The organism is Serratia sp. 1D1416 (genome assembly GCF_003641105.1).
Lineage (GTDB): Bacteria > Pseudomonadota > Gammaproteobacteria > Enterobacterales > Enterobacteriaceae > Serratia > Serratia ficaria.
This window is the reverse complement of the sequence record NZ_CP032738.1, coordinates 156709-175892: the sequence shown is the minus strand read 5'-3', so window position 1 is coordinate 175892 and position 19184 is coordinate 156709. Positions and strand designations below refer to the sequence as shown.

The 19184-nt window shown below is 55.9% G+C and carries 20 protein-coding genes, 3 pseudogenes and 1 riboswitch; of the genes and pseudogenes, 12 read left to right on the top strand and 11 right to left on the bottom strand.

The window, feature by feature from the left end:
* Positions 1-76: 76 nt before the first annotated feature.
* Positions 77-976, bottom strand: a complete 900-nt coding sequence (locus tag D7I37_RS00920; RefSeq protein ID WP_129543168.1) for a LysR family transcriptional regulator — start codon at positions 974-976, stop codon at positions 77-79.
* 126 nt (positions 977-1102) lie between these two features.
* Here D7I37_RS00920 and D7I37_RS00915 point away from each other — a divergent pair, with 126 nt between their 5' ends.
* Together D7I37_RS00915 and D7I37_RS00910 are read left to right on the top strand one after the other, a co-directional pair.
* On the top strand, positions 1103-1987 hold the full coding sequence (locus D7I37_RS00915; RefSeq protein WP_129543167.1) for an MBL fold metallo-hydrolase: 885 nt from the start codon (positions 1103-1105) through the stop codon (positions 1985-1987).
* A gap of 13 nt (positions 1988-2000) precedes the next feature.
* On the top strand, positions 2001-2972 hold the full coding sequence (locus D7I37_RS00910; RefSeq protein WP_129543166.1) for an alpha/beta hydrolase: 972 nt from the start codon (positions 2001-2003) through the stop codon (positions 2970-2972).
* Positions 2973-3211: 239 nt separating this feature from the next.
* Here the strand turns inward: D7I37_RS00910 and D7I37_RS27215 are convergent.
* The 4 genes and pseudogenes from D7I37_RS27215 to D7I37_RS00890 form a co-directional block, all read right to left on the bottom strand.
* Positions 3212-3310, bottom strand: a pseudogene (locus D7I37_RS27215) (GlxA family transcriptional regulator); the annotation flags it as partial.
* A gap of 115 nt (positions 3311-3425) precedes the next feature.
* Complete coding sequence (locus tag D7I37_RS00900; RefSeq protein WP_129543165.1) at positions 3426-4205, bottom strand: MBL fold metallo-hydrolase; 780 nt, start codon at positions 4203-4205, stop codon at positions 3426-3428.
* Positions 4206-4496: 291 nt separating this feature from the next.
* On the bottom strand, positions 4497-6278 hold the full coding sequence (locus tag D7I37_RS00895; protein ID WP_129543164.1) for a hybrid sensor histidine kinase/response regulator: 1782 nt from the start codon (positions 6276-6278) through the stop codon (positions 4497-4499).
* Entirely contained in the window at positions 6275-6907 is a 633-nt protein-coding gene (locus D7I37_RS00890; protein ID WP_129543163.1) for a response regulator transcription factor, read from the bottom strand. Before D7I37_RS00890 ends, D7I37_RS00895 begins: the two co-directional genes overlap by 4 nt.
* A gap of 178 nt (positions 6908-7085) precedes the next feature.
* Here D7I37_RS00890 and D7I37_RS00885 point away from each other — a divergent pair, with 178 nt between their 5' ends.
* Both D7I37_RS00885 and D7I37_RS00880 read left to right on the top strand, forming a co-directional pair.
* Complete coding sequence (locus D7I37_RS00885; RefSeq protein WP_061796517.1) at positions 7086-7400, top strand: lipoprotein; 315 nt, start codon at positions 7086-7088, stop codon at positions 7398-7400.
* Positions 7401-7616: 216 nt separating this feature from the next.
* Positions 7617-10612 (top strand): annotated as a pseudogene (locus D7I37_RS00880) (autotransporter domain-containing protein).
* Positions 10613-10627: 15 nt separating this feature from the next.
* Here the strand turns inward: D7I37_RS00880 and rluF are convergent.
* Complete coding sequence (gene rluF / locus D7I37_RS00875; RefSeq protein ID WP_129543162.1) at positions 10628-11407, bottom strand: 23S rRNA pseudouridine(2604) synthase RluF; 780 nt, start codon at positions 11405-11407, stop codon at positions 10628-10630.
* Positions 11408-11698: 291 nt separating this feature from the next.
* Between rluF and D7I37_RS00870 the strand changes: the two genes are divergently transcribed.
* A complete protein-coding gene (locus tag D7I37_RS00870; protein ID WP_231922086.1) occupies positions 11699-12142 on the top strand; it encodes a DUF2778 domain-containing protein in 444 nt (147 codons plus the stop codon).
* Complete coding sequence (locus D7I37_RS27645; protein WP_095098782.1) at positions 12090-12398, top strand: DUF1158 family protein; 309 nt, start codon at positions 12090-12092, stop codon at positions 12396-12398. The genes D7I37_RS00870 and D7I37_RS27645 overlap by 53 nt, the downstream gene beginning before the upstream one ends.
* Positions 12399-12444: 46 nt before the next feature.
* On the opposite strand, the pseudogene D7I37_RS00860 reads toward D7I37_RS27645, so the two are convergent.
* The 3 genes and pseudogenes from D7I37_RS00860 to D7I37_RS00850 form a co-directional block, all read right to left on the bottom strand.
* Positions 12445-12534: pseudogene (locus tag D7I37_RS00860) on the bottom strand (23S rRNA pseudouridine synthase F); the annotation flags it as partial.
* A gap of 158 nt (positions 12535-12692) precedes the next feature.
* Positions 12693-13007, bottom strand: a complete 315-nt coding sequence (locus D7I37_RS00855) for a CcdB family protein (RefSeq protein ID WP_129543161.1) — start codon at positions 13005-13007, stop codon at positions 12693-12695.
* Positions 13007-13252, bottom strand: coding sequence for a type II toxin-antitoxin system CcdA family antitoxin (locus D7I37_RS00850; RefSeq protein WP_061800779.1), 246 nt, complete (start codon positions 13250-13252; stop codon positions 13007-13009). The genes D7I37_RS00855 and D7I37_RS00850 overlap by 1 nt, the downstream gene beginning before the upstream one ends.
* A 432-nt stretch (positions 13253-13684) precedes the next feature.
* Here D7I37_RS00850 and D7I37_RS00840 point away from each other — a divergent pair, with 432 nt between their 5' ends.
* Together D7I37_RS00840 and D7I37_RS00835 are read left to right on the top strand one after the other, a co-directional pair.
* Positions 13685-14218, top strand: a complete 534-nt coding sequence (locus tag D7I37_RS00840; protein WP_129543160.1) for a type IV secretion protein Rhs — start codon at positions 13685-13687, stop codon at positions 14216-14218.
* An 8-nt stretch (positions 14219-14226) separates the two neighbouring features.
* Positions 14227-14613, top strand: coding sequence for a putative T6SS immunity periplasmic lipoprotein (locus D7I37_RS00835; protein ID WP_061796677.1), 387 nt, complete (start codon positions 14227-14229; stop codon positions 14611-14613).
* Positions 14614-14646: 33 nt separating this feature from the next.
* Here D7I37_RS00835 and D7I37_RS00830 read toward each other — a convergent pair whose 3' ends face one another.
* Positions 14647-15096, bottom strand: coding sequence for a helix-turn-helix domain-containing protein (locus D7I37_RS00830; RefSeq protein WP_061796528.1), 450 nt, complete (start codon positions 15094-15096; stop codon positions 14647-14649).
* Between the two features lie 95 nt (positions 15097-15191).
* Here D7I37_RS00830 and D7I37_RS00825 point away from each other — a divergent pair, with 95 nt between their 5' ends.
* The gene (locus D7I37_RS00825) at positions 15192-16406 is read left to right on the top strand and encodes an MFS transporter (RefSeq protein ID WP_095098764.1); all 1215 of its coding nucleotides are present in this window, start codon (positions 15192-15194) and stop codon (positions 16404-16406) included.
* A gap of 11 nt (positions 16407-16417) precedes the next feature.
* Here the strand turns inward: D7I37_RS00825 and D7I37_RS00820 are convergent, their stop codons facing one another.
* On the bottom strand, positions 16418-16843 hold the full coding sequence (locus tag D7I37_RS00820; RefSeq protein ID WP_129543159.1) for a GNAT family N-acetyltransferase: 426 nt from the start codon (positions 16841-16843) through the stop codon (positions 16418-16420).
* A gap of 72 nt (positions 16844-16915) precedes the next feature.
* Positions 16916-17007, top strand: a riboswitch (TPP riboswitch).
* Between the two features lie 35 nt (positions 17008-17042).
* On the opposite strand from D7I37_RS00820, the gene thiM reads away from it, so the two are divergent.
* The 3 genes from thiM (at position 17043) to D7I37_RS00805 (ending at position 19179) form a co-directional block, all read left to right on the top strand.
* A complete protein-coding gene (thiM, locus tag D7I37_RS00815; RefSeq protein ID WP_095098754.1) occupies positions 17043-17837 on the top strand; it encodes a hydroxyethylthiazole kinase in 795 nt (264 codons plus the stop codon).
* The gene (gene thiD, locus D7I37_RS00810; protein WP_095098751.1) at positions 17834-18634 is read left to right on the top strand and encodes a bifunctional hydroxymethylpyrimidine kinase/phosphomethylpyrimidine kinase; all 801 of its coding nucleotides are present in this window, start codon (positions 17834-17836) and stop codon (positions 18632-18634) included. Before thiM ends, thiD begins: the two co-directional genes overlap by 4 nt.
* Positions 18635-18720: 86 nt before the next feature.
* Complete coding sequence (locus D7I37_RS00805; protein ID WP_061796538.1) at positions 18721-19179, top strand: inhibitor of vertebrate lysozyme family protein; 459 nt, start codon at positions 18721-18723, stop codon at positions 19177-19179.
* The last annotated feature ends 5 nt before the right edge of the window (positions 19180-19184 follow it).

Below are 19184 nucleotides of genomic sequence, written 5' to 3'. Positions count from 1 at the left end.
CAGGCAACCTTCGGCCGAGCGATACGCTGCCATTACTCCTCACTAATTTGTCTTTATTGCCGTGGTCGGTACGGGTTTAATTTCCCGCTCTAAACAGGTTTCTGGCCCATTCAATAAAAATGCGGACCTTCGAGGGTAACTGACGATTTTCCGGCCAGGCGATATGTATCGGTATACGCTTGTTGCTCCAGTCAGAAAACAGTTCGACCATTTGTCCGTTTGACAGATATTCTTCAACCAGAAATCGGTATGTAGTCACCACGCCCAGACCATTAAGCGCGGCGGTACGTGCGGCCATTGAATCATTAACCGCAAACTGCCACTGCGCACCAATTCTTTCTACCTGTCCGTCACGATAAAGTTCATTAACCACCATCTGGCCGGTGCGGGGCGAAACAATCTGCACCAGCGTATGCCCCATCGCCAGATCGGCAGGATGCGCCGGCTGCCCGGCGCGATCAATATAGCTGCGGCTGGCGCAGGTGACCTGGGCGAAGTCCCCTAAATAGCGGGCAATCAACGAATCGTTATACAACTCACCAATCCGTATTACACAATCGATATTCTGTTCGATCAGATTGACCGTTCGGTTGCCAACGCTGAGCTCGAGCTGGATATCGGGATAGCATGCCAGAAAATCGGGCAACGCGGGTATCACCAGACAATAGGCCAGGGCATTCGGTAACTCTACGCGTACTTTTCCCCGCGGTTGCATTGCTGACATCTGAACGTTGCTATCCAGAATGTCGAGGTTTTCCAGCAACCCTAACGCCCCCTGATAGTAAATCCGCCCCTGCTCTGTCAGGTTTAGCGTACGCGAAGTGCGATTAAGCAGCTTCACTCCAAGTTCTTGTTCCAGTGCCTGAATATGCCTGGTGACGGTCGATTTCGGTATATCGAGCAGCCCGGCAGCACTGACAAAAGAGCCGGCATCTGCCACTCGGACAAAAGAGCGCATCATTGTAAGCTTATCCAATCTGTGTACCTCAGACTATCGTTCCGAAATGAGCAACCATCCATCCCCTTCGTCTATCTTGTTCTACGGGGACAAACGGGTAAGTATAAAATCTGTTATAGGGTGATCATTAAGGTGAGTAAAGTTATGTCTGTTATTACTACGCATAAAATTGGTCGTGCACGGATAAGCAAAATTCCGGAGTTAGCGTTGGAAAATATACCGGGATCATTTCTCTATCCGCAATGGCAGGACGAGATAGCGCAAGATGCAGCAAAAGCCTTGCCTGCATGCTTTTTTTCCGGCGAGTTTAGCTCTCTGGCACAAAGTACCCATAGCTGGTTATTGCAAATCGACGGTCTTACCTTGCTTATTGATACGGCGTCCGGCAATGGGAAATCACGACCTCACAACCCGCTGTTCCACCAACTGGATGTGCCGTATCTTGCCCGGCTTCGCGAGGCCGGAGTGGAACCGGAGCAGGTAGATTATGTCTTCAATACGCATTTACATGTCGATCACGTTGGCTGGAACACTGTGCTGAGTGACGGTTGCTGGGTACCTACCTTTTCTAACGCACGTTATATCTTTTCTCAGAAAGAGTTTGTTTTTTACGCGGATGCTAAAAACGTACGCCAGCCTAGCGAGTTCGTTTATGAAGATAGCGTCGTCCCTATTGTCACCGCCGGTGTGGATATGCGTATAAGCGGCGACAACGATTTTCCACTGGCAGGTTTTCAGCTCCATTCAACGCCAGGGCACAGCTATGATCACCTGTCGTTGAGTTTTACTTCGGAAGGAGAGACGGCCTTTTTTTGGGGAGATGTAATGCATCATCCATTACAAATACAGCTTCCCCAATGGAATTCGGTTTTTTGTGAATTTTCCGAACAAGCTCGGCATTCGCGCCGCAAAGCGCTGGAATTCGCCATAGAGACGCGCGCAACCGTATTCACAACCCATTTTCCCGGTGCCTCAGCAGGCAAGATAGCAAAGAATGCCGAAGGGAAATTACAATGGTTATCATTATAGGTGAGGAACAAATATGTCTGAGCGGAAAGTTTTTAGAGAAAGTTTTTTGATCCCCTCTGATACCATCGGTATTGAACTGAACGTCATCAGAAAATGTCTGGATAAAAATCAGACCTATGATGAATCAAAAACCGTGTTGATGGTACACGGCGCGACGTATTCGTCCGGCAGCCTTTACGATACGCCAGTGGCGGGGGCCTCTTTTCTGGATCATCTGGCCTACGCCGGATTTGATGTGTACGCCGTAGATGTGCGGGGGTACGGCGGCTCAACGCGCCCACAGGAGATGACACAGCCGACGCATTTCGGGTTACCACTAGGCCGAACAGAGACAGCGGTTCGTGATTTTACCTACGCAGCGAACTTTATTTTGAGCACAAGGCAGCTGAAACAGCTTAATATCTTTGGTATGTCTTGGGGAGGCACTATCGCTGCAGCTTATACGGCGAAAAATAACGAGAAGGTGCGCTGTCTTGGCCTGCTTTCACCACAATGGCTCAGCAATAAGCCGATTCCCATTGATTCTGGGGGAGCGTTGGGCGCTTGGCGTATCGTTAATATGCACGCGGCGAAGCGGCACTGGCTAAGCGCTGCGCCAGCCGACAAACGCGATAGCCTGATCCCCGAAGGAACCTTTGAAGCTTGGGTTGAGAATACCTTACCTGATGAGCCTGACGCCGAACTGCGTGCGCATACCTCGTTTAAATCGGGTAATGGCCCTATTCAGGATATACGGGAGTATTGGACAGCAAATAAGCCTTACTACGCCCCGAAAGATATAGAGGTCCCCGTTATCCTGATTCACGGTGAATGGGATATTGATGTACCTATCGATGTAACACAAAATTGGTTCTTGAGTGCAACCGGCTCATCAGAAAAACGATGGTTTGAAATTGGTGAAGCGACACATATGCTGCTCTTGGAAAAAAATCGCTTATCGGCAATACAGGCCCTAACTGATTTTATTTCTGCCTCCCGCTCGTGAGTGATGAGAAAGTGGGGCTCTGTCAATTCGTTCAAGAGCATGCGGTAATTTTACGGAGGGATCATCCTAAAAAAATCAGAGGCAAGGGTATCGAGGGTGATTGTTTTTTCTATTGGGACAGATGAAGGGCCTTTAATCAACATATGCAACTGATGAACGAGGCTTTCCAATAGTTGTTCCAGCGGGTAGAAATGCAAGTTGATTGTGGGTGGCGTAATGGCGCGAGGGAAGCCTCTTCGAGGCTCCTGCATGGCGGGACCAAACAGGATGCAGGGCACGGAAAAATGAAACGGGCTGCACCCATTCGTCACAAGCACCGCGATCTTCAGCGCAGACATAGTGAACCCCGCAGTGGTTACCGGTTGTGATGACGCGATTTTTGACAGGCCACGTGGATAGCCTGTGGCCCGTTATTGAACGCATTTTACTCCAGAATTGGGGGCGATGGCCGATTTAGAAGACCAGGGTTTCGCCGTCCGCCGGAATAAGCACCTTATCTTCGATACCCTGTTCCAGAGTGTATTCACGTAGTTCTGCGCGAGTCAGCAGACAATGGTTGATGGATTCCATATGTGAAGCCACTATGCTCGCCTCCGGCAGCATCTGTAGAGTGTGCAGTGTATCTTCTTTGCCCATAATGATGGGGCCGTAATCATCGAGAATGGCATTCCCCACATTCAGGAGCACAACGTCCGGTTGGAAACGTTGCAAACTTCTTACATAAGGCTTCACCCACAGGGTATCACCGGCAATATAAAGCGTTTTTTCATCATGGTGTGTAAATACCAGGCCACAGGCATCACCGAGCAAATCAGCCATTACGGCATTGGCATACAGTTCGTTGCTGCCGTGTTGACCATCGGTTTTGAAAATGCTTAACCCATCAACGAAACGGTTTTCATCTTCAAGAACGCGGACGTTGAGAAATCCCTGAGAACGAACTAAAGCGGCATCGTTCGCGTGTTGAGTATAAACCGGCATGTCCTGCGGAATTAACCGTTGCGCAGCTTCATCCCAGTGGTCTGTATGGGTATGGGTGATAATTACCGCATCGACAGCCAGCAATTCTTCAATGGATACGGGCAAGGGCACCATGGGGTTTCGCAGGTGCGCGCGAGCACTGCCAACAAAACCGTCCCAGGCTTCTTTTTCGGCGAGCATCGGGTCAATAAGAAATTTTTTACCGGCGTATTCCAGCACCAGCGTTGCATTGCGAATTTGAGTCAGTTTCATGGTTGCTCCGGTGATTAATTATATTGTCAGGTGTCGCCATCGTTATGGTTTGTGGTCATGGCGGTGACTGCGAGGTGACTACTATAAAAGGGGGAGCGGCGGCCCGTGACATGTTCACGGGACACAAAACGATGGAATAAGGTCAACCTGCAGGGGCTGCCGGCCTGTGCGAGACCGGCATGGACACAGGTATGCCACCATTTCAGTCGTGCTTTATCATCTGCAAATGCTGGCCAAGACAATGGCGGGATTTCGCTGGCGGGCCTGGTTTGTTGATATTTAAATTCATATCTAACCAGACGACCACTGGCTCAGCAGCGCATGCAGCTTCGCCGGTTCCAGCGGCTTTCTCAATACCAGATACCCCTCCTGCTCGGCCTCCTGCAGGACCGGCGAGTTGAACTCGCCGCTGACCATGGCGCCGCTGACGTTCGGCAGGCGCTCAAACAGCCCCTTCAAGATATCGAATCCGCTCTCGCCGGAGCGCAGCCGCTGATCGCACAGCACGGCGAAAGGCGTGAAACCTTCATCGATGATGGCGAATGCCTCTTCGGCGGAGGCGGCGCAGCGCACGCTAATGCCCCAGGTGCTCATCAGGCTTTCCCAGGCGGAGGTCACCAGCGGGTCGTCGTCCACCACCAGGCAGGCGCCGCGCAGCGAGGCGAAGCGGGCGGGGGCGGCCGCGCTGGCGTAGGCGTTAACGCTTTCCGGCAGCGGGTCTTCGCCGGTATAGAGGGCAAAGCGCATCCAGAAACGCGATCCTTTGCCCTCGATGGAGCGCATGCCGTATTTCACCTTCATCAATTTGGCGCAGCGGGCCACCACCGCCAGCCCCAATCCATGGCCGGCGCTGTCGATTTTCCACGCCAGCTCGGGGCGATAATAGGGGGAGAAAATTTTGCCTTTTTCTTCGTCGGCGATGCCGACGCCGGTGTCCCACACTTCGATTGAACACTGCTCCCGGCGCGGGCGGATCGCTATCAGCACGCCGCCTTGTTGCGTGTAACGCAGCGCATTTTGAATCAGGTTGATCAGCGACTGCCTGATGAGCAACTGATCGCCCATCACGCACACCCGCCGATGGGGGCGCCAGGTGCGCAGGGATAACGCCCGGCTGTTGGCCTCTTCGCGAAACAGCGTAATCACCGAATCGAGCAGCGCGCCGATATCCACGCGGGCCGCCGCGGTGCTGAGGTTGCCTGATTCAATCTTGCTGAGGTCGAGCAGCGAATTGAACATCAGGTGCACGGATCGCACGCTTTGCTGCAGATCCAACAGCTGCGGGATCAGCGTGGCGTCGCGATTTTTATGAATGACGGCCTCGATCAGAAAGCCCATGGCGTGCACCGGTTGGCGCAGGTCGTGGCTGGCGGTAGTCAAAAATTGGTTTTTATCCAGCAGCGCCTGCTCCGCCTCCTCTTTGGCCTGGCGGAATTGTTCCGCCAGACGCGAGCTTTTTTCTTCGAGACGGGCTTGCTGAATAAAAAAGGCGTGCGAGGTTAATGCGTGCCGGTAAATGGCGAACCCGTAAAGCAAATTGAGCATCAACACGATCGGCATGATGTCGTCTAATCGCCAGATAATGCCGAGATTCAGCACCCCCCAGGAGGCGAAGAAAAAGCGCGTAAAGGTGCTTATGACCGGCGTCAGATGGGTTGCGTTGGCTGCGACGATAGCCGCGATGCTGATATTTAATAACAGGAAAAAGTCGAAGCTGTTCTTTTCTGGGGTAATTAAATATAAGGATGAAATACCCAACCCGTGCGCGAAGGCGACTTTATTGATACGCGGCAGCCACCGGCTTAACACCACGCCGGCGTTATTTTCCTCGGATTCATGCCGATAGCGGCGGTGCCATAACCTGATGGCCAGTGCGCAGCCAAGATATATCACTATCCAGCTGACAATTGGCGTGAGTTCTTTCCCCAATAAATAGAGCCAGATGGCGAAGGGCATGCCGACAAAGGGGACGGCGGTAAAGCTGAATACCAAGCGCATGAAGGTGTTGTTCAGCAGGCGGATCTGCGCGTGCGGGGAGATCTCATCATTTTGTAATGATTGAAGTAATTTCATTGCGACCGATCCTGCCTGCCATGCAGTAGGGTGATGGCCTCTACCCGGCTGCTGACGCCGATTTTTTTTAGAATGTTGCTGATGTGTTCTTTAACCGTGGGTTCGGAAATAGACAGCTGTGCGGCTATTCTCTTATTGGGGAAACCTCGCATCATCATGATTAATACTTCAATTTGCCGCGGGGTTAAATTAAAATTTTGCAGGTGGCCGTGGGCATTGGCTGCACATTCGGTATTTTCCAGAGGAAACCATTGCCGGTTTTCCATCAGCGTGGCCACGGCCTGAGCGAATAATTCTGGCGGCTCGTTTTTAAGCACGAAACCGTGCCCGCCGGCAGCGCGAACCTTTTTCCCTATTTCGTTATTTTCATCACCGCTGACGACCAGGAAACGAATTTGCGGATAGAGCAGTTTTATCTCCTTGAGCAATTTTAACGCCGTGCCGCTAGACAACCAAAAATCGATCACCATTAAACGCGGAGCGCCATTTTCCAAAATGTGGCGATAACAACTTTCCTCGTTTGTCGCCACGCCGGTATGTTTAAATCGACAATGCGTATTCAGAAAGTTAGCGATGCCGCTCGCCACTAAAGGATGGTCATCAATGACCAGCGCATAATCCTGCCCCAAAGGTCTCTCCTTTCGCTTTACGTATCAGATGGTTTCTGATGACTTTTTATTATCCACCCTCCCTACTTTAGGAGGGTTTTTTTGTTTAGGAAAGGGAAATATATTATGCGAGGATTTTGATAAGAGAAAACATAAAGCCATTCGGTATTCTGAACTGTTTGGTTACAAAGGACAATTTATGAGAAAACCACTTATCGCTTTAAGTATCACACTTCTGGTCGCCGGCTGTTCGACATTGAAAACCGATCAGGCCATTCCGTTGCTGCAGGCTGAAACCGCCAAAATGCTGGGCCTGGGATCATCGGATGAAATTACCGTGACCAATGTTAACGGCGCTCAGCCCGATGCGTTGGGCGGGCAAAAACTTTCTTACCGCGCCACCACCGAGAAAGGCCGCATCTTCGACTGCTCCTCGTTGATGATGCCGGGGATCCTGGGCTCGGCGCCGTCGCTGAGCGCGCCAACCTGCACGCCGGTCGTCACGCATAAATAACCCGCCTCAGGCGCGAGCCGGGGTGGCAGTCAGGGCCGAACCGCAGTTCCGATAATTTTTGGCGTCGGGGCGTTAGCGCTGGGGGGCAATCAGCTAGCGTCTCGATGACAATCAGTCCGCACCCGCGCTTATCGCGCTACGCATCCTTCATGCATTGAGTTTTTCATATAAATAATAACTTTGATGGCACCAAAATAATTGGGCCGGAGATAGAACATGAAAGATCAAACATCGCATAACTTAGCGGTAAGAAGACCGCTTTCCAACATTTACCTCGCACTTTTTTCCGCGCCGTTAATATTTATTGGGCCCGCCGACATGGCGCGCGCCGATGATGCTATTTTTGATGGCGAATCCCGTGTTACCGCACCCCTGAGTTACGCCGGTACGGTTTATGTCGGCCGCAATCAAAGCGGGGATCTGTTGATCGATAATGGCGAAGTTAATGGCTACAACATCAATATCGGTACCCGGCATGACGGTCTGATTTATGAAAGCCTGGTGACGGTCAGGGGCCTAATGCGGTATTGAGCGCCGTCAACGATCAATATGTTCTGCGCGGCGGTTTAAATCTGGGCCTGGGTACGTTGCGGGTTGAAGCAGGGGCGCTGGCCAGCGCGAAAGAGATCGTGGTCGGCGCCAACCGCGGCTACGACAGCCATCTTGTCGCGACGGGCGCCGGTTCCAGAGTCGTCAGCAATTTTCTCAGCGTCGGCACCGATCTGGGGGCCCGCTCTACGCTGTCGATCGAAGACGGCGCGGTGCTGAATACCGCGTTCGATGCGCGCATCGGCAACGGTTCCGGGCCCGGCGAGACCGATAAGCTAAGCCCGAAAGCCACGGTGACGGGGGAGAACTCGCAGTGGCATGTCGGCCGCGCGCTCACGCTGTACGGCGATCTTGACGTGCTGAACGGCGGCGCGGTCAACGTCGGCAGCATCGAGGTGGCGGGCGTCTCAGGCGCGCGTAAAACCGCCGAGCTCTACATCGCCGGCGACGGCTCGCGCGTTACCAGCGGCAGCAGCGTCAACGTCGGCGACTACGGCAACGGCGTACTGTCGGTGGCGGACGGCGGCGTATTTTCCGCCGGCGCCAATGAGCTGCGGCTGGGCGACACCGGCTCCGGCTCGAACCGCGGCGCGCTGATCATCGGCAGCCGCGGCAATATGGATACCGGCACCGGCCTGACCGAGCCTACGCTCGGCGCGGCGGGCGGGGCGGGCAGCATCGACGCCCAAACGGCGATCAATCTGCGGGGCGGGTTGTTCGGCAGCTATGTGTACTTTAACCACACCGCCGGCGACTACGTGTTCGGCAACAAGATGAGCGGCGAAGGCGATGTCATCAACGCCTCAGGGCAGACGACGCTGAACGGCGACCTGTCCCGCCTCAAGGCCAACGTGACCGCCCGCGGCGGCAAAATCATCGTCGCCAGCGATATCAATACGCAGCAAGAAGACAGCCCTTTCGATATTCAAACGCTGAGCGCCGAGAATGGCGGCACGTTGATCCTCAACGCCACCGCCGGTTCTGACGTGAACAACGGGCAGGGCTACAGCAGCGCCGCGTCGATCAAATCCGGCGGCACGCTGGGCGGCAACGGCACCCTGGGCCAGACCGAGATCCAGTCCGGCGGCCATATTTCCCCCGGCGACGGCAATATCGGTACGCTGACGCTGAAACGCTATCTGAACTTTATCGGTGAATCCTTCTACGACGTTGATATCGCCGGCGACGGCGGCAGCGATAAACTGGTCGTTGCGGGTAAAACCACCATCAGCGAGCAGGCCAAGGTGCAGGTCACCGCGCTGGATCCGCAAACCAGCTATAAAACCGGCCAAAGCTACCGCATTTTGACCTCGGACGGCGGAATTGACGGCCAGTTCGCCGAGGCCGTTTCAAAATCTGCCTTCCTGGACGTGGCGCTCAAGCACAGCGCCAACGCCGTGGACCTGACGATCGCGCAAAAAGGCGGCGAGAACCCGGGCGGCGAGAACCCGGGCGGCGAGAATCCGGGCGGCGAGAACCCGGGCGGCGAGAATCCGGGTGGCGAGAATCCGGGCGGCGAGAACCCGGGCGAGGGTAAGCCCGGCATTTTCCAAACGGTGGCGCAAACCGGCAACCAGTGGAATACCGCCGGCGCGCTCTCAACGCTGGCGCAGAGCGGCCCCTCATTGGCGCTGTATAACTCCGTATTGCTGCTGAGCGCGCCGCAAGCGCGCGAGGCGTTCAATCAGCTGTCGGGCGAAGTTTATCCGTCCATACAGTCCAACCTGATCGCCGGCAGCACCCAGCTGTTCAGCGTGCTGAATCAGCGCATGCTGCGCGCCTTCGACAATGATTCACTGCCCGTTCCACCGCTGGCGATGACGCTGGTTCAGCCCGCCCAGGCTGAAAATAATGGCGTCTGGGGGCAGACCTTCGGCTCTTGGGTAAGAAACAGCGGCAACGACAACGTGGGCAAGCTGGACGGCAACACGCGCGGTTTCCTGATTGGGGCGGATCGCAAATTAGCCGACCACAGCGTTCGCGTTGGGGGATATATGGGGTACAGCCGCGGCGACTACGATATCGATAGCCGCAGCTCCAAGTCCGACAGCGATAATTACCACCTTGGCCTGTATGCCGCAGGGCAGCGGGATGCCTTCTCCTTGCGCGGTGCGCTGGGTTACACCTGGCACCGGCTCGAGAATGAGCGCAGCGTTAACTTCAGCAATTTCTCTGACCGGCTCAAGGCGGACTATGACGCCGACTCGCTGCTGGCATTCACCGAAGCGGGCTACCGTTTTGGGCAGCCGGACGCCAACGTTGAACCCTTCGTTAACCTGAGCTACATCCGCCTGCATACCGATAGCTTCCAGGAAAAAGGCGGCGCCGCCGCGCTGAGCGTCCGCAATGAAACGATGAATACCTTCTATTCGACCCTGGGCGTGCGCGGTACGAAAGATCTGCCGAAAAACGTCAGCCTTTACGGCTCGCTGGGCTGGCAGCATGCCTACGGCGATAAGACGACCTCATCGCGCATGGCATTTGCCGGCAGCGACGCCTTCATCACGCAGGGGCAGGCCGTGGATGACAACCTGATGGTGGCGGATGTCGGGGTGAGCGTGAAACTGTCGCGTTCCAGCGCGCTGGATATCGGCTACCAGGGGCAATACGGTTCCGACACTCGCGTTAATTCGATCAACGCCAATATCCGCTGGTCGTTCTGATTGTCTGAGGCGTAGTTATATCGGGATATCGCTGGGCGACAGGCGGTTGGCGCCTGGCGATATCTCTGCTTCCGACGTGGAGTGCTCCAACAGCGTAAATAACGTGATTCGCTCATCATCGGTCAAATCTCGCCACTCGCCCAATGGCAACCCCGCCAGCTCAATATTCATAATGCGCACCCGCTCAAGCCGGGTGACTTCATAGCCAAAGTATTTGCACATGCGGCGGATTTGGCGGTTAAGCCCCTGCACCAGGATGATGCGAAACACCTGCGGGGACGCTTGCTCCACCCGGCATTTCTGGGTCACCTTGCCCAGTATCGGCACGCCCGCGCCCATGCCCTGAATAAATTCATCGGTCAGCGGCTTGTTGACGGTAACCAGATACTCTTTCTCGTGATTATTGCCGGCGCGCAGGATCTTGTTGACCAGTTCGCCGCGGTTGGTCAGGAAAATCAGCCCCTGAGAGGCCTTATCCAGCCGGCCAACGGGGAAAATGCGTTGGCTGTGGTTAACCAGATCGCCGATGTTATCCCGCTCGTGCTTGCCCATGCTGGTGAGGATGCCAACCGGCTTGTTCAGTGCGATCAGCACCAGCTCCTCCGCCGCGCGCGGCGCGATCGGCTGGCCGTTCACTTGCACGATATCCCCGACAAGCACCTGCGCGCCCACGGCGGCCGGCCTGCCGTTGATCAGCACGTTGCCCTGCTTGATGTGGCGATCGGCATGGCGGCGGGAACAGATACCGCTGTCGCTGATGTACTTGTTGAGGCGAATGGATGAGTGAGTCGGCATGGTTTCCCCGTAAAACGCGGACTATACCTGACCCGCAGGGGATTGCGAAGGCTGTTCGAAAGCAAATACTGGCGCTAGAGCATAGATTTTCCCCATCGATATAGATTTGGTCGCTATTATTGTCTTTATTATTACGCCCTGCAATTAATATTCATTAAATCAATGTGATAGATCAAATCCTTTTGGCCGGGTATTATCAAAATTCAACCAAAGGATGGGGATGAAATGCTTAACTGTTTTTTAGTTCATAATGGGAACAAGATAAACACATTGTTGTGCCAGGGGGTCGGTATGTTTTCCGTTTTTTCTGGCAACAAGCACTATACAAACCAGCCTGGTTGCACAGATGTTCCCAATAACGGAGCTATCCCTGCCGGTACCTATTGGATTGTAGATAGGCCCTCCGGTGGCTTAAAGTCGCAGGCGATGACCCTATTTAAGGACCTTGTAACTAACGTGGATCACAATATCTGGTTTGCTTTATACCGTGACGATGGAACAATTAACGATAGAACGTGGATTAACGGCGTTATGCGCGGGCAGTTCAGGTTGCATCCTATCGGTCCTCTGGGGTTATCAGAAGGGTGTATAACCTTCTATTCCCAGAACGAATTCAGTCGATTGCGAGCCGCGCTGTTGAAAGCCAAAACGGTAAAAGTTCCCGGTACCAGACTACGGGCTTATGGCACTATTGAGATTAAAGGTTATGAAAAAATCTGCGCTGTTTCTCGCTAATGTGATGGCCATCGTCATATTGGCCGTCTTGACGATAAAGCTTTTTCCTATTCCATGGTTTACTCCTCGGCAAACTTCATGGCTGATAGACGCCAGTGAATTTTTCCACGTTGGTGATGTGGAATGGTTTGCAACTGTCGTTTTTGGCGGATGTTATCTGTTGCTCGGATGCCTGGAATGGTTCTTAATCCGCTGGGGAAGCCGGCGCTTCATACTCTCCGTTAAGCTTCACCCACCTTCACCACCCGGGTATTGAGCGGGGTGAGGGGTTGCCCGCCGCTGCCGGTCGGCGCCATGCAGCGCTGTTTGATATGACGATCGGCATGGCGGCGGGAACAGATACCGCTGTCGCTGATGTACTTGTTGAGGCGAATGGATGAGTGAGTCGGCATGGTTTTATACCTGACCCGCAGGGGATGGCGAAGCGAACTGGGGATGTTCTTTTCTTGCATTGATAATCAATATTATATCAGGGGCGTTATTAAATTTATCATTTCTATAATTAAGTTAATTCCTTTACCTTCTTCGCATTCAAATTTATCGAGTATATTTAATAGCCATTCATCAAAAAATCGACGGCGCTGCTCAGCAGATAGCGTTGCGCGGTGAGGTCCGCAACCGGTTCACCCAGCTCTTTGTTGTCGATGCCGGCCATCATGTGCGTCATGGCAATGTAGGGTTCACCGGCGATGTCGACGATAGGGCAAATCTTGGCCGGAGGGGGATGGCCGAGGTCGTCGAGTTTTACCAGTGGAGCAACCAATACATGTTTTAAAATGTTGGCCAGCGGGTGCTGCAGATTAATGAGGTAAGGGTAAATTTCATGGCCTGCACCCTTATTTTCATAAGCGTGGAACTGTTCCATCAGAATGCCTTTTGGTAATCCGTGAATGAGCCGTGTTCGTCAGTGAAGGCGTTCACCGCTTCGATAGATGCTTTGTTCTGCTCCTGCCACTCTTCGCGGCTGGTTTGCCGGAGTTTTTCGGTCAGCGCTTCTGTCAGCACTGCAGAAATATTCAAGTTATGTCGCCGCGCCTGCTCTAACAGCTCTTGCGGCAGGGATACATTGACCGATTTTCTTATCGATCCGTCTGGTGTATTAGTGCGCATCTAAACCCCTGTACCAATGCGTGTAATTGGGCTGATTATAAAACGAACAGCGCCAATATGCCATCCGTTAAGCTTCACCCACCTTCACCACCCGGGTATTGAGCGGGGTGAGGGGTTGCCCGCCGCTGCCGGTCGGCGTCATGCAGCGCTGTTTGATATGACGATCGGCATGGGGTGGTAACAGATACCGCTGTCGCTGATGTATTTGTTGAGGCGAATGGATGAGTGAGTCGGCATGGTTTCCCCGTAAAACGCGGACTATACCTGACCCGCAGGGGATGGCGAAAGCTGTGCATAACAAATCGTTGAACTCGAGGGAAGGAGTTGGCTTTAGAAATTATGCGATATTCGTTGTTAAAATCAGACGTGCATACGCTACTTCCACTTAAAAACACTTTAGAATGTCAGGAAATGAGCATCAGGGAATGAGCTATGAGTGCGAAAATAGCAGAAGGGATATTGCGGCGTATGACATTGGGTGAGATTGCCATGGCTCGTAAGGTATATGGTGATTCCATTGTCTATAGTCGCGTTTGGATACATTGCGACAGTTATCTTCCGTTTGGACTGCAAAGCAGAAATTACGCAATGACACCGAACGGCGAATTATGGTTCAGGCAGGAGTTGTACAAGCAGGATTTCTCTGTAAATACGGTTTTGATCGAAGATAAACATCTCTTTATTCATGAGTTAGGCCATGTATGGCAGCACCAACATGGACAATGGGTGCGTACGCGAGGCTTGTTTAGTTGGGCTGCTGATTATTGCTATTCTCTTGATAAGAAAATAATTAATGACTATTCTCTGGAACAGCAGGCCTCGATTTTGGCTGACTACTGGCTGCTGTTGGTTTATGGTCTTGATATGTGGCGTTACTATCAGAAGCCGGGGCGTATGGGAAAATACAGAGGTGCTGATAACTTGCGCAATATTCACCCTCTCTATAAGAAAATCGTTAAGGGATGATTATTTGTATGGGAAAGTATGTGATCTTAACTGCGGTTTTTATATTGACGGGTTGTCCTGGTCCCGGTGATAAAATGGTTTCACGCATACCTACCAGCGTAACAGTTAAGGATAATGGCATTTGTGTACTGTCTCCGATGAAGTCTGGAGAGAAAATTACTGCCGTTCAGATCTACAGTGATGCTGGTGATAAGTTAATTAAAATGCTTGAAGATGAACCCGCATATATCGATAACGGTGAGTGTTTACCGGTATTTGATTATGCCTTTCATTCAGGTCGGCACTATTCGATTGCCTATGATGTGGAAGCGTTGAATCGCGATGACTCGCATTTGATTACCGCAGAGTTTTCAATATCATCCGATAAACAGGGTGATATGAAGATTGGCAACTGAGGTCATTTAATCACGCCTTGCCATTTTTACCCTTTAGTTTTCACCCACCTTCACCACCCGGGTATTGAGCGGGGTGAGGGGCTGCCCGCCGCTGCCGGTCGGCGTCATGCGCGGGATCGGCCGGCCGCCGTCGGTTTCCACCAGCGTTGAATGCGTTTCTCCTTCACTGAACAGATAATCTTCCCCCCACTGGCGCAGGCCGACGATCACCGGGAACAGCGCGCGGCCTTTCGCCGTCAGCGCATATTCCTGGTAGGCGCTGCCATCCGAAGCCGGGACCGTCTCCAGCACCCCGTGCGCCACCAGGGTACGCAGCCGGGTAGAGAGAATGTTCTTGGCCATCCCCAGCCCTTTCTGAAATTCGCTGAAGCGGCGCACGCCGTCGAAGGCGTCGCGCACAATCAGCAGCGACCACCAGTCGCCAATCACATCCAGCGTGCGCGCCACCGGGCACTGCGCGTCTTCCAGGCTTTTACGTTTCATGGCTTTCCACTCCTGCAGCGAGATCTGGTTGCATTATAAAACCTCCGGGCGTAAAGTTCATTAGGTTTAATAATGAAACCAAAATGGAGCGAACGATGAGCGATAAATCGTTGGAGCCCGGCTGTACCGCGTTAAACCGGCTGCCTGCTTCGCTGGTGTTGCTGCTGGCCGGCGCCAGCGCCTTCAGCGTGGCGAACGTCTACTATGCCCAACCGCTGCTGGACGCCATTGCCGAGGATTTCAACATCAGCCTGGCGGCGGTGGGCATGGTGATCGCCGCCACCCAGCTCGGCTGCGCGCTGGCGTTGTTGCTGGTGGTGCCGCTGGGAGATCGGGTTAATCGGCACCGGCTGTTGGCCGCCCAGCAGCTGCTGTTGATTGCCGCCTTGCTGGCGGTGGGTTGGTCGCACGGCAGCGTGCTGCTGCTGGCGGGGATGCTGTTGGTGGGGCTGCTGGGCACCGCGATGACCCAGGGGCTGATCGCCTTTGCCGCCACGCTGGCGGCGCCGCATGAGCGCGGGCGGGTGGTCGGCGCCGCACAGGGCGGCGTGGTGCTGGGGCTGTTGCTGGCGCGCACGCTTTCCGGCGCGCTGGCGGATCTCGGCGGTTGGCGCACGGTGTACTTTTTCTCCGCCGGGGTGACGCTGGTTCTGTTGCCGATCCTGGCGCGCCTGTTGCCCGCGCCGCAGCTGGCACCTTCGACGCTCGGCTATCCGGCCTTGCTGCGCTCGATGCTGACGCTGTTGCTGCGCGATCGCACGCTGCAGATTCGCGGCATGCTGGCGCTGCTGATGTTCGGCACGTTCAGCATTTTCTGGAGCGCGCTGGTGTTGCCGCTCAGCCGGCCGCCGTTTAATTTTTCTCATTCGATGGTGGGCGCGTTCGGGCTGGTGGGGGCGGTAGGGGCGCTGGCGGCGATGCGCGCCGGGCAGCTTGCCGACCGCGGGCTGGGGCAGCTGGCCAGCGGCGTGTGCCTGCTGCTGTTGGCGCTGGCCTGGCTGCCGCTCGGCATGTTGAACCACGGCCTGGCGTGGCTGGTGGCGGGCATCGTACTGTTGGATCTGGCCGGGCAGGCGATCCACGTGCTGAACCAGAGCATGATTTTCAGCGCCCATCCGCAGTCTCACAGCCGGCTGGTGGGGTGTTACATGTTGTTTTACGCCGTCGGCAGCGGGTTGGGCGCCTTCGCCAGCACCCACGTCTACGCCTGGGCCGGCTGGAGCGGCGTGTGCTGGCTGGGGGCCGGCGTCAGCCTGAGCGCGCTGCTGTTCTGGCGGCTGACGCTGCGTTTTATGCCCGGGCGCGCATAACGGGGGCGCCCTTATTTGGCCGGAGAGTGCAGCAGATAGTAGTCTTCGTCGCCGTCGTTGCCGGTCGAGATGATGCGCCAGCCGTGCTTGCGATAGAACGTCAGCGCCTTTTCGTTTTTCACCAGGCATTTCAATGCGCCGGTGGCGGTGAAGGTGCGCTCCGCCGCCTGCAGCAGGGCGCTGCCGACGCCGCGCGGCGGCAAAAGGGGATCGACATACAGGTTATGGATGAAGTTGTCGGCGCGGTAAATCGACACGAACCCCAGCAGCTTGCCGCCCTCCTCAGCCACCCAGATGTCTTCGCCCAGCGTCGCACGATCGAAATCCTCCAGCCGGTAACCGTCGGTATTGCGCCACGGAAACGCCGCCTTGCGCGACGCCAGGTACAGGGTGCGCAGGAACGGGCGATCGGCTTCCCGGTAGGGTCTTGTTTGCATGGCGTCTCCTGGTTGTTTTTTTGCCACTACTATAGCGCGATTGACCTCGTCGGCGGCAAGCCCAATAATGGCGTTCTTGACTCGGGGTGCCCGTTAGGGCTGAGATTTTACCCGTATTACCTGATCTGGATTATGCCAGCGTAGGGAAGTCTCGGTGCCCAACCGGTACCCGCCTTCTTGAACGCCGGTTGGGAGGAATATGCTCGCTCGACCTGATGCTTTACCCGGCGCCCGCGCCGCGGCCTGTCTGACCCAATTCAAACAGCGACCCCCGCTGATCCACTGCCTGACCAACGAGGTGGTGCAATCGCTCACGGCCAACGTCTTGCTGGCGCTCGGCGCTTCGCCGGCGATGGTGGTGGAGCCGAGCGAAGCGGCGCAGTTCAGCGCAGTGGCCGACGCTTTGCTGATCAATATCGGCACCCTCAATGCGCCGCGCGCCGAATCTATGCTGGCGGCGGTGGCGGCCGCCAACCGGGCGGGTACCCCCTGGGCGCTGGATCCGGTGGCGGTCGGCGGGCTGGCCTATCGCACCGCGTTCGCCAAACGGTTGCTGGATGAGAAACCGGCGGCGATCAGGGGCAACGCGTCCGAGATCATGGCGCTCGGCGGCCTGCAGGCCAGTGGCCGCGGGGTGGACAGCGCCGACGATTCGTTGGCCGCATTGCCCGCCGCACGCGAGCTGGCGCGCAGCAGCGGCGCAATAGTGGCGGTGACCGGCGCGGTGGATTATGTTACCGACGGCCGGCGCGAGTGGGCGGTCGCCGGCGGCGATGCGCTGATGACGCGGGTGGTGGGTACCGGCTGCGCGCTGTCGGCGGTGGTTGCCGCCTTTTGCTGCCTGCCGGGCGAGCGGCTGGATAACGTCGCCACCGCCTGCCGGGTGATGGCGCACTGCGGCGGCCTGGCTGCCGCCGCTGCCGCCGGGCCGGGCAGCTTTACCCCGGCGTTTCTTGACGCGCTGTACCGCCTGCGCGCGGAGGAGCTGCAATGAAACGCATCAACGCTTTGACCATCGCCGGCACCGATCCCAGCGGCGGCGCCGGCATTCAGGCCGATCTGAAAACCTTCTCGGCGCTGGGCGCGTACGGCGCCTCGGCGATCACCGCACTGGTGGCGCAAAATACCCGCGGCGTGCAGTCGGTTTACCAGATTGAACCGGCGTTCGTTGCCGCCCAGCTGGATTCGGTGTTCAGCGACCTGCGCATCGACAGCGCCAAAATTGGCATGTTGGCCAACGCGGCGATCGTGCAGGCGGTGGCCGAGCGGCTGCGCCATTATCGGCCGGCGTTTGTGGTGCTGGATACCGTGATGCTGGCGAAAAGCGGCGATCCGCTGCTGGCGCCGGAGGCGGTGGACTCGATCCGTCGCGAGCTGCTGCCGTTGGTGTCGATCATCACGCCGAACCTGCCCGAAGCGGCGGCGTTGCTGGAGTGCGCCCCGGCGGAAAACGAGCGGCAGATGCGCGAGCAGGGGCGGGCGCTGCTGGCGATGGGCTGCCAGGCGGTGCTGATGAAGGGCGGCCACCTGAGCGAAAGCGAAAGCCCGGACTGGCTGTTTGCCGCCGGGCAGGAGCAACGCTTTACCGCGCCGCGCGTCGCCACTCGCCATACGCACGGTACCGGCTGCACGCTGTCGGCGGCGTTGGCCGCGCTGCGCCCGCGTCACGATGACTGGGCGGCGACCGTCGCCGCCGCCAAGGACTATCTGCAAAAGGCGCTGCAGCAGGCGGATACGCTGGAAGTGGGGCACGGCATCGGGCCGGTGCATCATTTCCACGCCTGGTGGTGATCCAACTTTTCGCCGTCGTTGTGGTCTGACTGGATCTAGGCCCGGCGGCCGCCGGGCGTGATCGGACTCAACAAGGGAGAAGGGCCATGACAGGACAACGTGCACTCCGCAGCGCCGTTTTCGGCGCGTTACTCAGCTTCAGCGCGGGCGGCTTCGCCCAGCAGATCGTCACCACCTCGGACGTGATCCAGCAGCCGGGTTATCAAACCAGCTGGCAGAATATGGTGAAGGGGCAGGCCAGGCTGCCGGGTTGGGCGCGCAAGGGCATCGGCACCTCGACGCCGGCGCAGAGCCTGAGCTGGCAGGGGCAGAACTATCTGGTGGGCAACCTGTGCAAGCCGCATGACTGCGCCAACAACTTTTTGATCGTGGCGTTCAAAGAGGACAAATCGCAGGCCTGGGGCGTGCGCGTCGAGGTGGAAAACCGGCCAGAGGCTATCGATCATCCGAAGAAATACGCCCGCTATCAGTGGCTCGGCAAGCCGAACGATGACATCAAGGCGTTGCTGAAGAAACAGTTCGAGGATAATCCCGACTGGAAGTAACCCCG

Bases quoted from the DNA above. Each gene is read 5' to 3' on its own strand.
- D7I37_RS00915 (WP_129543167.1), top strand. From the start codon at position 1,103: ATGTCTGTTATTACTACGCATAAAATTGGTCGTGCACGGATAAGCAAA.
- D7I37_RS00910 (WP_129543166.1), top strand. From the start codon at position 2,001: ATGTCTGAGCGGAAAGTTTTTAGAGAAAGTTTTTTGATCCCCTCTGAT.
- D7I37_RS00900 (WP_129543165.1), bottom strand. From the start codon at position 4,205: ATGAAACTGACTCAAATTCGCAATGCAACGCTGGTGCTGGAATACGCC.
- D7I37_RS00895 (WP_129543164.1), bottom strand. From the start codon at position 6,278: ATGAAATTACTTCAATCATTACAAAATGATGAGATCTCCCCGCACGCG.
- D7I37_RS00885 (WP_061796517.1), top strand. From the start codon at position 7,086: ATGAGAAAACCACTTATCGCTTTAAGTATCACACTTCTGGTCGCCGGC.
- rluF (WP_129543162.1), bottom strand. From the start codon at position 11,407: ATGCCGACTCACTCATCCATTCGCCTCAACAAGTACATCAGCGACAGC.
- D7I37_RS00870 (WP_231922086.1), top strand. From the start codon at position 11,699: ATGTTTTCCGTTTTTTCTGGCAACAAGCACTATACAAACCAGCCTGGT.
- D7I37_RS27645 (WP_095098782.1), top strand. From the start codon at position 12,090: ATGGCACTATTGAGATTAAAGGTTATGAAAAAATCTGCGCTGTTTCTC.
- D7I37_RS00855 (WP_129543161.1), bottom strand. From the start codon at position 13,007: ATGGAACAGTTCCACGCTTATGAAAATAAGGGTGCAGGCCATGAAATT.
- D7I37_RS00850 (WP_061800779.1), bottom strand. From the start codon at position 13,252: ATGCGCACTAATACACCAGACGGATCGATAAGAAAATCGGTCAATGTA.
- D7I37_RS00840 (WP_129543160.1), top strand. From the start codon at position 13,685: ATGAGTGCGAAAATAGCAGAAGGGATATTGCGGCGTATGACATTGGGT.
- D7I37_RS00835 (WP_061796677.1), top strand. From the start codon at position 14,227: ATGGGAAAGTATGTGATCTTAACTGCGGTTTTTATATTGACGGGTTGT.
- D7I37_RS00830 (WP_061796528.1), bottom strand. From the start codon at position 15,096: ATGAAACGTAAAAGCCTGGAAGACGCGCAGTGCCCGGTGGCGCGCACG.
- D7I37_RS00825 (WP_095098764.1), top strand. From the start codon at position 15,192: ATGAGCGATAAATCGTTGGAGCCCGGCTGTACCGCGTTAAACCGGCTG.
- D7I37_RS00820 (WP_129543159.1), bottom strand. From the start codon at position 16,843: ATGCAAACAAGACCCTACCGGGAAGCCGATCGCCCGTTCCTGCGCACC.
- thiM (WP_095098754.1), top strand. From the start codon at position 17,043: ATGCTCGCTCGACCTGATGCTTTACCCGGCGCCCGCGCCGCGGCCTGT.
- thiD (WP_095098751.1), top strand. From the start codon at position 17,834: ATGAAACGCATCAACGCTTTGACCATCGCCGGCACCGATCCCAGCGGC.
- D7I37_RS00805 (WP_061796538.1), top strand. From the start codon at position 18,721: ATGACAGGACAACGTGCACTCCGCAGCGCCGTTTTCGGCGCGTTACTC.